The 12,033-nt window shown below is 35.1% G+C and carries 9 protein-coding genes; all 9 read left to right on the top strand.

The genetic code is table 11. The features are described from left to right. Positions 1-74 precede the first annotated feature (74 nt). Positions 75-617, top strand: a complete 543-nt coding sequence (gene cobO, locus HMPREF1477_RS02670; protein ID WP_016475718.1) for a cob(I)yrinic acid a,c-diamide adenosyltransferase — start codon at positions 75-77, stop codon at positions 615-617. Positions 618-1,101: 484 nt separating this feature from the next. Continuing rightward, positions 1,102-1,491, top strand: a complete 390-nt coding sequence (locus HMPREF1477_RS02665) for a class II SORL domain-containing protein (RefSeq protein WP_016475717.1) — start codon at positions 1,102-1,104, stop codon at positions 1,489-1,491. Positions 1,492-1,725: 234 nt separating this feature from the next. Then, on the top strand, positions 1,726-2,955 hold the full coding sequence (locus HMPREF1477_RS02660; protein ID WP_016475716.1) for an aspartate kinase: 1,230 nt from the start codon (positions 1,726-1,728) through the stop codon (positions 2,953-2,955). Between the two features lie 8 nt (positions 2,956-2,963). Next, positions 2,964-3,281: a hypothetical protein gene (locus tag HMPREF1477_RS02655; RefSeq protein ID WP_016475715.1), complete on the top strand. Its 318-nt coding sequence runs from the start codon at positions 2,964-2,966 to the stop codon at positions 3,279-3,281. Positions 3,282-3,503: 222 nt separating this feature from the next. Then, the gene (locus HMPREF1477_RS02650; RefSeq protein ID WP_016475714.1) at positions 3,504-6,410 is read left to right on the top strand and encodes an insulinase family protein; all 2,907 of its coding nucleotides are present in this window, start codon (positions 3,504-3,506) and stop codon (positions 6,408-6,410) included. A gap of 101 nt (positions 6,411-6,511) precedes the next feature. Continuing rightward, on the top strand, positions 6,512-7,459 hold the full coding sequence (gluQRS, locus tag HMPREF1477_RS02645) for a tRNA glutamyl-Q(34) synthetase GluQRS (protein WP_016475713.1): 948 nt from the start codon (positions 6,512-6,514) through the stop codon (positions 7,457-7,459). 53 nt (positions 7,460-7,512) lie between these two features. After that, positions 7,513-7,887 (top strand): CoA-binding protein, encoded by a 375-nt coding sequence (locus HMPREF1477_RS02640; RefSeq protein WP_016475712.1) that lies wholly within the window; start codon positions 7,513-7,515, stop codon positions 7,885-7,887. Between the two features lie 9 nt (positions 7,888-7,896). Then, the gene (locus HMPREF1477_RS02635; RefSeq protein ID WP_005376372.1) at positions 7,897-8,217 is read left to right on the top strand and encodes a co-chaperone YbbN; all 321 of its coding nucleotides are present in this window, start codon (positions 7,897-7,899) and stop codon (positions 8,215-8,217) included. A gap of 361 nt (positions 8,218-8,578) precedes the next feature. Beyond that, positions 8,579-12,033, top strand: a 3,455-nt coding sequence (locus tag HMPREF1477_RS09820; RefSeq protein ID WP_016475711.1) for an ESPR-type extended signal peptide-containing protein, incomplete at its 3' end; no start/stop codon positions are given.

Here is a 12,033-nt window from a genome sequence, read left to right as displayed (position 1 = left end):
TATTAGTATTAAATCTTCATATTAACAATAGATGCAGCCCTACATAGTGTGACATAAATAATAGGAGTATAAAAATGAGCGAACGTGGTTTAATTCTCGTCAATACAGGCAATGGTAAAGGAAAAACAACAGCCGCTTTAGGTGTCGTTTTACGCGCTGTAGGACAAGGCTTAAAAGTTTTGATTCTACAATTCATCAAAAGCGGCCATGGCTACGGTGAACTAGAAGGCCTAAAAAAACTGGGGGATACGGTTACTATCAAATCTATGGGCAAAGGATTTATCTATTACAATCGAGATAAGGTAACTGTAGAAGAACTAGAAAAACACAAAGCAGCAGCCCAAGAAGCATGGAAAACACTAGTAGAAGAAGTCAACTCCGACAAATGGGATCTCATCGTTATGGACGAAATCAACAATGCCATTAACTATGAACTCATCGATGTTAACTCCGTTGTAGATATGCTTAAACACAAACCAGAGCGATTACATGTCATCCTAACAGGCCGCTATGCAAAACCTGAAATCATCGACATCGCTGATACAGTGACCGAAATGAACGTTGTAAAACACGCATATGAAAAAGGCATAAAAGCAGCAAAAGGAATTGAGTTTTAATAGGTCGAGGCGAAGCCAATGACCTACAGATGGATGGCGGCGCGTAGCGCCAAACATTCATCAAACTTAAATCGTATCAATTCTATAAATACAAAAGCAGCAAGAGTGTGCGAGGCTTGGCCGATGCACACTCTTTTTGTGATACTTGAAAGTTTTATATGATGTAGCGATAGTAGGCCTCCGGAGGCGACTTTGGCCCTGTCCCGGAGGGACAGACCCGGCCGGTGTTTCCCTCTTACCATGGAGTTTTCCGAAAATTTCCTAGAGTGCTGTGAAGTGATGTGGGCTGTGGCGACTTTTGGCCCTTCCGTTAGGAAGACCCGGCCGATGGAGCCACAGCCCACATCACTTCACAAATAAATAGAAAATTTTCGAAAAAGTCCTTGATTAAACTATATCGAAAATGTATAATATAGTCATAGGCACAAGGTGCTAATATTCTTAGACATTAAGTATGTATATAACTATAACCAGGAGGTTAACTATGGCTGTACATGATTACATTAAATCTGGCGATTTCGCTACTGAAAAACACGTTCCTGTTATCGAAGCTGCTGACAAAGTAAAAGCAGGTGAAGCATTCGACGTAAAATTATCCGTTGGTAAAGACATTGCTCATCCAAACACTGTAGAACATCATATTGAATGGATTAAATTGTACTTCGTAGCTGAAGGCACTCAATTGCCTTACGAAGTTGGCGAATTGTCCTTCAACGTTCATGGTGACGGTGCAACAGCAAACGAAGGCCCTGTACATGCAGTTTCTGCAGGTACATTGGCAGTATCCTTGAAAAAATCTGGTAAATTGATTGCTGTATCTTACTGCAACATCCATGGTTTATGGGAATCTGAAAAAGAAATCGTTGTTGAATAATTAAATATATTCAATTGTAAAAGGCCAGCCTTAGGGCTGGTCTTTTTTTGTGTGAAGCGTATGACACGTTACGAACATTAACTTCTGATTATAAATATAATATATGTCCGCTATAAAAAGAATTTTGTACTTTTATAGTGGAAAAATACCTGTGTATACCTTTACAGTGCGGTTTGTTTTGTGGTAAAGTATATGCATGTTATTTTTTAGTACAATGATAAATGAGGGATAATAGTGGCATTAATCGTCAAAAAGTTTGGTGGCAGTTCTGTTGCAACACCTGAAAAAATATTTAATATCGTTGATCGTGTCCTTCATGAAAAACAAGAGGACGATCGCATTGTAATAGTTGTATCCGCTATGGGCGATACAACGGATGACTTGGTAGCTTTGGCAAAACAAGTAACATCTAAACCATATGGTCGTGAAATGGACCGTTTGTTATCTACTGGTGAACAAGTAACAATTGCATTGATGGCTATGGCGTTTAATGAACGTGGTCAAAAGGCTGTTTCTTTAACCGGTGATCAAGCAGGTATTACAAGTAGTGACAACTTTAATAAGGGCCGTATTTTAGGTGTTGATCCTAACCGTGTGTTCGCAGCATTAGATGCAGGCAATATCGTTGTTGTTGCTGGTTTCCAAGGTATTACTGAATACGGTGATATGGTAACACTAGGCCGCGGTGGTTCTGATACAACTGCTGTTGCTTTGGCAGGTGCTATGAAAGCCAATGTATGTGAAATCTTTACAGATGTAGAAGGTGTGTACTCTACTGACCCTCGCGTAGCAAAGGAAGCTTTCAAACTTGAAGAAGTTACGTATGGCGAAATGCTTGAAATGGCCCGTTTAGGTGCAGGCGTAATGCAACCGCGTGCTGTTGAAATGGGTTTCCGTTATGGTGTACCAATTCATGTTCGTTCTACATTCAGTAATAATACAGGCACAATTATTCGGGAGGATTATACCGTGGAATCTAATAAACACGTAATTACAGGCGTAGCCGATGATACAAATACAGCAAAAGTCGCTCTTGTGGGCGTTGAAAATAAGCCAGGCGTTGCGGCAAAGGTATTTAAAGCTTTAGCAGCAAAAAACGTAGACGTGGATATGATTGTTCAATCTATTCGCTCTGTAGGTGAACCTAAAACAGACCTTATCTTCACAATTGCTCTTGATGATGTAGTATTGGCACGTGAAGTGTTGAGTGAATTACAACAAACTGTTGATATTGAAGCTGTAAACATTGATGAAAACATGGCAAAAGTATCTATCATTGGTGCTGGCATGTTGGGTCAACCAGGCGTAGCAGCTCAAATGTTTGATATCCTTAGCCAAGAAGGTATTAATATTGAAATCATCAGTACTTCTGAAATCAGTATTTCTTGCTTGGTTGCACAAAACCGCGTAAAAGATGCTGTACGCGTTATTCATAATGGTCTTTTGTTAAACGAACGAGGCTAATATACACGATGGATAGTCTACGTACATTTATGGACGAAATGCTCGATGATCAGGGGCGTAAGGAAGGTTTTATTAGCGATTTGTTGGCGAATTTAAAAACACAACCTATCCCCACATTAGAGCAAGCACAGACAGGCTATACAACGGTGAGCAATTTACATGGTATATTTTATAATTATGATGCATCAGAAGTGACCATATCTTATAAGGTAGTACCAGATATGTATGCTCCCTATACATTGAGTTTTCGTCAATTTGAAGTTGTCCTCGAAGGTCTTTTGACAAGTCGACGCAACCAAAAATGGCAAATCAAACAAGATAAATAATAAAACAGGACACTCCTATAAGGGTGTCCTGATTTATTTTGTCTTTATATGAGTCATTTATATCTCATGAATAAGAATAAGTTATAGATAATCTTTGTAATTTGATAATAATTCTTGAAAATTCGTGTAAATCTTCGTAATGTGGTATAATAGATAGTCAATAATAGATTAAGATTTTACATATATATATACATTATAAACAAATTAGAAAGAAGGGTATCTATGGAACTGAATAAAATATATTCCGGTTTTCGCCTTGATCGCATAGAACGTATTGATGAAATCAATGGCACAGCCTATGAAATGAAACATGAAAAATCTGGTGCTCGTCTTATTTATATTGACTCACCAGACACTAATAAAGTATTTAATATTGCCTTTAGAACAACACCTCAAGATAGCACAGGTGTCGCTCATATCATGGAGCACTCCGTGCTCTGCGGTTCCCGTAAATTTCCATTAAAAGAGCCATTTGTGGAACTTGTAAAAGGTTCCTTGAATACATTTTTAAATGCCATGACCTATCCTGATAAAACGATGTATCCTGTGGCAAGTAAGAATGACAAGGATTTCCATAATTTGATGGATGTATACCTCGATGCTGTTTTCTATCCACGTGCCGCAAAGGATCCAGAAATCATGATGCAAGAAGGTTGGCATTATGAGCTTGACTCTGTTGATGATGAATTGACGTATAAGGGTGTTGTATTTAATGAAATGAAGGGGGTTTACTCCTCTCCAGATTCCGTATTAGAACGCGAATTGATGCATTCTTTGTTCCCTGATACAACATATGGCGTTGACTCCGGTGGTAATCCAGATAATATTACGGATTTGACCTATGAAAAATTTAAAAAATTCTATGATGTGTATTATCACCCATCGAACAGCTATATTTTCCTATATGGCACAATGAATATTGAAGAACAATTGCGCTTTATTAACGATGAATATTTGAGCCATTTCGATGCTATCGAAATCGATACTGAGGTGACTGAGCAGGCTCCGTTTAAGGAAGGTAAAGTAATTACGTATCCTTATAGTGTGGGTTCTGATGAAAGCACGGATAATCGCACGTTACATGCTTTCTCCTATGTATTGCCAGACGTAACACCAGAACAAAGCCTTGCTTTTGAAGTGTTAACACATGCTTTATTGACATCTCCTGCAGCGCCTTTAAAACAAGCGTTGGTGAAAGCTGGCATTGGTTCTGATGTATCTGGTTACTACCTAGATAGCATCCGTCAACCAATTTGGGTTGTTCAAGCTAGCGGCTCTAACATGGATAAACAAGGTCAATTACAAGAAATTGTTGAATCTACATTACAACAATTGTGTAAGGATGGCATCGACAAGGAATTGTTAGAGGCTTCTCTTAATAGCATTGAGTTTACCCTTCGTGAAAGTGACTTTGGGGGCCGTCCAATCGGTTTAGCATATGTCATCCGCATGATGGATAATTGGCTATATGGCAAAGATCCAATTGAGTTATTACACTACGAAGAAGCATTAGCTAATATTCGTAAAGGCTTGCAAGGTTCTTATTTTGAGGACTTGGTTCGTCATTCTATATTGGATAATAATCATAAGTCTCTCGTATCCTTATATCCTGAACAAGGCTTGCAAGATAAAAAGGATGCAGAGGTTAAAGAACAGTTAGCAGCTATCAAAGCTTCTATGTCGAAAGATGAGCTAGAAGCTATCGTAGAACAAACAAAACGTCTTAAACTTCGTCAAGAGACACCAGATAGTGAAGAAGCGTTAGCAACTATCCCACTTTTAGAATTATCTGATTTAAGTCCGGAGGTGGAAGATGTAGAGCGTCGTGAAAGTATGATTGGTCATACAAAAATTCATTTTGTTCCGACTTTCACAAAGGGCAACAACTATGTGGCCTACTATTTTAAACTAGATTGTCTTACTGAAGATGAATTATTCTATGCCGATATTTTAAGTGATATCATCGGCCGTGTAGATACATCCAAACGTTCTTATGAAGATTTGGCAAAATTAATCAATCTAAATCTTGGTGGATTAAGTTCAGATATTACAGGTATTAGTAAAGCGGGCAAACGGGATGAGTTTGTACCTCTCATGGTTGTACGTAGTAAGGTGTTACATGCTAAATTACCTGAATTGTGCAATATCGTAAATGAAGTTATTCACGATGCTCAATACACCGATGTAACGCGTCTAACAGAACTTGTACAAGAAGGCAAAGCTATTTGGGATAATGAGGCGTTCCGTAGAGGGAATACTATCGTTAGTCAACGTGTAATGGCTAAGGTATCAAAGGTTGGTAAATTCCGCGATGATGGTAATTTAGGCTATTATCAAAAAATTAGTGAGTTAGCAACTAATCCTGCGGCATTACCATTATTGCCAGAAAAATTGGCCGATGTAGCTCGCAAGATTTTCCGTTCTAATAATGTAGAAATTTTATTCGTAGGTGAAGAACAAGAATTAGCACCATTTACAGAGTTAATGAAACCATTGCTCAGTACTTGGAATGCAGAGGCGTTGCCAAATAATGTGTTATCCATAGAACATACAACGAGCAATGAAGGTATTGTCACAGCTGGTAAGGTTCAATATGTGGCACAAGGTGGTAATTTCATTGATCATGGATTTACTCATGTTGGTGCTATGAGCGTATTAGAAACGATCTTGCGTTATGAATACTTATGGATTCGCATTCGCGTACAAGGTGGGGCCTATGGCGCATTTGCTAATTTCTACGACGATGGCAATATGATTTTCTGTAGTTATCGAGATCCAAATCTTGTGGAAACACTTAATGTGTATAAAGAATTGCCTGAATATCTACGTCAATTTACATTAACAGACCGAGAAATGCGTAAATATATTATCGGTACTATGAGTGGACTTGATTTACCGATGACACCTGCATTGCGTGGACCTCGTGCTATGGGGTTATACTTCAGCGGTGCCAATATTGAAGATAAGGTAGCATTTAGAAAACAAGTCATTGCTTGTAAGCCAGAAGACATCGTAGCTCTTGCAGATGTTGTAGAACCTGTGTTACAGGATAATCATATTTGCTCCATGGGTAACGAACAAAAAATCAAAGATGCTGGTGTTTTTGATAGTATCGTATCCCTTGGCTAATATATAGTTTGTAAACTGAGGTCATCCTCACCATGTGTTAATATAATAATGTATTAATATAATAGTATATTATTAGAGTGCCATATAAGGAGATACTATTTATGAAAGGACGATTCGCACCTAGCCCAACGGGGTATATCCACCTAGGGAATGTGTGGATCGCCCTTTTGTCGTATATATCTACCCGCAATCAGCATGGTATCTATGTGGTACGCATGGAGGATATTGATTTACAACGATCTAAGCGCTCTTTAGGGGAGGCTTTGTTAGACGATTTAGAATGGCTTGGCTTTGAATGGGATGAAGGCCCTCGTGTGGGGGGACCAGAACCATCATATTGGCAGAGTGAACGGTTACCAATGTATGATGAGATTTTGCAACGATTAGAAGATACAGATTTAATCTATCCTTGCTTTTGTAATCGTACTCGCTTACAATCAATTGCTTCCGCACCTCATCGAGGTGAAGTCGTTCATCACTATGACGGGCATTGTCGTAATTTGGATAGTGCTACGGTACAGCTAAAAAAACTTGAAAAGAATCCGTCTATGCGTATTAAGGTAACTGATTCTACTATGGAGTTCAACGACATATACCAAGGTCTACAGCATTTTGTACTGCGTCAAGGTGTTGATGATTTTGTGTTGCGCCGTGGAGATGGGATGTATGCCTATAATTTAGCGGTCGTTCTAGATGATATATCCATGGGGGTTACAGAAATCATTCGCGGTCATGATTTACTGGAAACTACGGCTCAACAAATGTATTTATATAGTATGTTACAGGCTGAGCCACCATGCTATGGCCATGCACCGCTGCTCATTGATAATGACGGACATAGGCTTTCAAAACGGCAGAAAAGTATAACTGTAAAAGAATTGAGAGATAACGGATGGTCAGCAGAGCGTATTTTAGGTGAATTAGCCGTATTAGCAGGATTGATACCTAAATGTGATGCACCAAGTATCTCATTAGAAGCATTACTAGAACATACAGCGCGAACTGAAGAATTACGTTGTGAACATATTGTTTTAAAAAAATCGATATAATATATTGACAGTTTTCGATATTAATATATAATAGTATATAAGAGGTGGTAAGAATGACTATTAAAGATGCGTTAGCTGAAAAAGTTTGGGCTGTAATAGGTGCCACTCATAAAACCGATAAGTTTGGGTATAAGATTTATAAGTGCTTAAAAGAGCATGGATATGAAGTCTATCCGGTTAATCCAAATGTAGAGAGTATCGATGGTGATACTTGTTATCCGAGTCTATCTGCGTTGCCAGTTGTTCCTAGCGTTGTTGATTTTGTAGTACCAGAAGCAGCAGGGCTTGCAGCAATTGATGAATGTAAACAGTTGGGCATTAAGATGATCTGGTTACAACCAGGTGCGGATAAACCCGCAGTCTTGGCTAAGGCTCAAGAGGTAGGTTTGGATTACATTCAAGATTGTGTATTAGTTCAATTGCCTTAGGAGGAAATAATGAGCGAATTAAAAGAGTTAAAAACAGCAGAATATCAAGATCTTCTTAATCAAGGTGGCGTAACAGTTATTGATTTCTGGGCACCATGGTGTGGCTATTGTGTACGTATGATGCCAGTTATCGAAGAAATCGCTGGTGAATTAGAAGGCAAAGCAAACTTTGTAAAAGTTAATGCTGATGAAGAACCTAGCTTGGCTCGTGATTTACAAGTAGAAGTATTACCTACATTTGTAATTTTGAAAGATGGCGAAGTGGTAGATCGTAAAATTGGTTTCTTGCCAAAAGGTGATTTACAAGGCGCTATCGAATCTAAATTCTAATTAGATTAATATATACTAAAATATATAAGGCCTATTAATGTATACATATACATTGATAGGCCTTTTTTATCTGTGTAAATAAAAATACAAGTAAAACTATAAATTAGATATAAAATGAAGAGGAATATTTCTATATCGGAAAAATTTGATAAACAAGGCGTTTTCATGATTTGTGCTGTGTAAAAGCATGAGTAAAATATGAAGCATAAGTTTAACTTATTAAAAAAACGCTTTAATTTTAAAATATCTTGTGCTAGTATTTAATTAGATATTGTGAATATTTAGTGAAGTATATTCCGGTATTTTTCATTTATTTCATCTGTGCGGGGTGAGAGCCGCATAAGTTGGGAGGGAACTTAATATGAATAAGGTATTCAAAGTAGTATGGAGTGCGACTAAGAACGCATATGTAGTAACATCTGAGTTGGCTAAGTCGCATCAAAAAACGGCTACTACAATTGTAGCAGCCATTTTGTTAAGTGCCAGTTTGGGTGGAGGCATTGCTTCTGCATCCACACCTGCAGATTGGTATAGAACTGATCTTATTGGTAGTCAAAAATGGTTAACACCTGGCCAAGGTAGTCAAGCAGTTGAACAACAACCAATTGATTTACATCAACAAGATCAACAACAATGGCAACAAGGTCAACAACAAGACCAACAAAATCAACAACAATGGTCTCAACAACAAAATCAACAATGGCAACAACAAGACCAACAACAATTGGACCAACAATCTCAAAAACAAGGCTCTGGTAAGGTTATTGTTGATTTAACTAATATTAAAAATCAAGTTAACCAAAATACTTACAATATTAACGTATTGAAAGGTAATGTTAACTGCCTTAATAGTAAATTCTATTGTTTAGCTGATAAAGTATCCAAAAATTCATTAGCTATTAATAATCTTAATATAAAAGTTGATACACTTAATAACAGTGTGAAAAACATTGAAAACAAAGTTACAAATAATGTAACTAAAAATGTTATCAACAATGTTACTAACAATGTTATTAATCAAGTAAACAATACTGTAAACGCAAAGATTGATGTTAAAATTGAAGAAAATAATAAGAATATTATTAATCAAGTAAATAACAACATCAAAAAAGAAATTCAAAATAATAACACTACTATTATCAATCAAGTAAATCAAAATATTGATCAAACAATTAATAATAAGATTGAAAATAACAATACAACGATTATTAATCAAGTAAATCAAAATATTGATGCTAAGATTGAAAATAACAATACAACAATCATTAATAAAGTAGATCATAATATTGATGCTAAGATTGAAAAGAATAATACTTCTATCATCAATACAGTGAACAAAACTATTAATGAAAGTATTCAAAATAACAATACAGTTATTAATAACAACATTAAAAACGAAATCAATGCTAATAATGTAGAAATCAATAAGACTATTAAGAATGAAATTAATGCTAATAACACTGTTATTAACAATAATATCAAAAATAGCATTGAAGCTAATAATGTTGAAATTAACAAAACCATTGTTAATAAGATCAATGAAAATAACGTAAAAATCGATCAAAATATCGCTAATGTTAAAAATGAATTACAAGCGAATATTAACAAGGTAGATGTTAAGGTTGATGCTAATAGCAAAGCTATTAACAACTTGACTGTTAACGTTAACAATAACAGCAAGTCTATTGCTGACTTGTCTAAACAAGTTAACGAAAACACTAAAAATATTACTTTCAACAATACCATTGCGATAGAAAACCGTAAACTTATCGGCGATAACAAAAAAGACATCAATGATAATAAAAAAGCAATCGAAGAGTTGAAAGGTAAAGTTGGTACTACTATCAACAACATCAACACAACAATTGATAATAAGATAAGTGAAAACAACACTAAGATTATTAATCAAATCAATAAAGATGTAGACATTAAAATTGATAATAGTAAAACAAATATTATCAATACAGTAAACACTAATATTGATAATAAAATCAACGCTAATAACACCGTTATTAACGCTAACATTGATAATAGCATTAAACAAAATAATGTCGAAATCAATAAGACAATCAAAAATGAAATTAATGCTAACAACACAACTATTATCAATAAAGTGAATGCTGATGTTGATGCTAAGATTAATAATGTCAACACTACAATTAACAATGTGAACACTAAGGTTGATGGCAATACAACTAAAATAGAATTTAATAATAATCGTATTAATACTATTCTTGACGCTATGGGCAACCATGAAGGTCGTTTACAAGCTGTAGAAAATGATGTTAAGAACATTAAAACTGATTTGAGCAATACTACAAATCAAGTCAATATCAATACAAAAGATATTGCTGATTTGAAGGGTAAAGTTGGTCAAAATATTGGTAATGTTCAAGTAGATATCAACAATATTAAAAACGATATTACAAACATCAATAAGAAGATTGATCAAAACGATATTGCTATCAATACAAAAGTAGATAACAAAGTTAATGAAATCAATACTAAGATTGACAATAAAGTAATTGCTATTGATCAAAAAATTGATAACAAAGTAACTGAAATCAATGCAAACATTGATAATAATGTAAATATTATTAACAAGAAAATCGATAACAATGTAAATGTTATTAATACAAAAATTGATAATAATAATATTACTATCAACAAAAAAGTTGATAATAAAGTAAACGAAATCAATACTAAGATTGATAATAAAGTTAACGAAATTAATGCTAAGATTGATAAGAACGATGTAACTATCAATACAAAGGTAGATAATAAAGTTAATGAAATCAATGCTAAGATTGATAATAAAGTAACTGAAATCAACACAAACATTGATAACAAGGTTAATGAAATCAATACGAAGATTGATAACAATGTTATCGACTTGAGCAAAAAAATCGATGCTAATATCGTTGATGTTAACAAGAAAATTGATGCTAATACAACAGCAATCAATAATGTTAATGTCCGTGTAGATGGTGTTAAAGGTGATGTAGCTGGTCTTACTAAACGCGTAGATCGTCATGACGAACGTTTAGACTACTTGCATGACAATATTGTAGATAACTCTACACGTATTAGTGCTAACGAAGATGATATCAAGAAATTGAAAGGTCAAATTGGCACAACAATCACTAATGTGGAAAATACAATCAATGCTAAGATTGAAGCTAACAATACAGTGATTAGAAATGATATCAATACTGCAATCACTAACAACAATACTACAATTCTTAATAAAGTTGATAAAAATATCGATGTTAAAATCAATGAAAATAACACAACAATCCTTAATAAGGTTGACAAAAACATCGATGTAAAAATCAATGAAAATAACAAACAAATCAACAACACAATCAATACTAAGATTGGTGAAGTAAATGTTAAGATTGACGGTGTTAAAGGTGATTTAAATGGTCTTAAAGGCGACTTGGATGGTCTCAAAGGTCGCGTAGATCGTCATGATCAACGTTTAGATTACTTAGAAGGCAATATTGTAGATCACTCTACCCGCATTAGTGTTGTTGAAGATACTGTAAAGGTTAATACTACTAACATTGCAAACAATACTAAGAATATCAATATCAATGCTAAAGCTATCGATGAATTGAAAGGTAAAGTAGGTCAATCCTCTACTGTTATCAACGATATTAAAAACCAAATCACTAATATCAATGGTAAGGTAGAAAATAACACTACTAACATCACAAATAATACTAAGAACATCGCTGTAAACGCACAAGCTATTGTAGATAATAGTAAACGCATCAATGAAACAAATGTTAAGGTAGAAAATAACACTACTAA

This window comes from Veillonella sp. HPA0037 (assembly GCF_000411535.1).
GTDB classification, from domain to species: Bacteria; Bacillota; Negativicutes; order Veillonellales; family Veillonellaceae; genus Veillonella; species Veillonella atypica.
The sequence above is the reverse complement of the archived record's forward strand: the minus strand, read 5'-3'. Positions and strand labels throughout refer to the sequence as shown.

What these genes read in the sequence shown, in the direction of transcription:
- cobO (WP_016475718.1), top strand. Translation starts at nt 75, where the DNA reads ATGAGCGAACGTGGTTTAATTCTCGTCAATACAGGCAATGGTAAAGGA.
- HMPREF1477_RS02665 (WP_016475717.1), top strand. Translation starts at nt 1,102, where the DNA reads ATGGCTGTACATGATTACATTAAATCTGGCGATTTCGCTACTGAAAAA.
- HMPREF1477_RS02655 (WP_016475715.1), top strand. Translation starts at nt 2,964, where the DNA reads ATGGATAGTCTACGTACATTTATGGACGAAATGCTCGATGATCAGGGG.
- HMPREF1477_RS02650 (WP_016475714.1), top strand. Translation starts at nt 3,504, where the DNA reads ATGGAACTGAATAAAATATATTCCGGTTTTCGCCTTGATCGCATAGAA.
- gluQRS (WP_016475713.1), top strand. Translation starts at nt 6,512, where the DNA reads ATGAAAGGACGATTCGCACCTAGCCCAACGGGGTATATCCACCTAGGG.
- HMPREF1477_RS02640 (WP_016475712.1), top strand. Translation starts at nt 7,513, where the DNA reads ATGACTATTAAAGATGCGTTAGCTGAAAAAGTTTGGGCTGTAATAGGT.
- HMPREF1477_RS02635 (WP_005376372.1), top strand. Translation starts at nt 7,897, where the DNA reads ATGAGCGAATTAAAAGAGTTAAAAACAGCAGAATATCAAGATCTTCTT.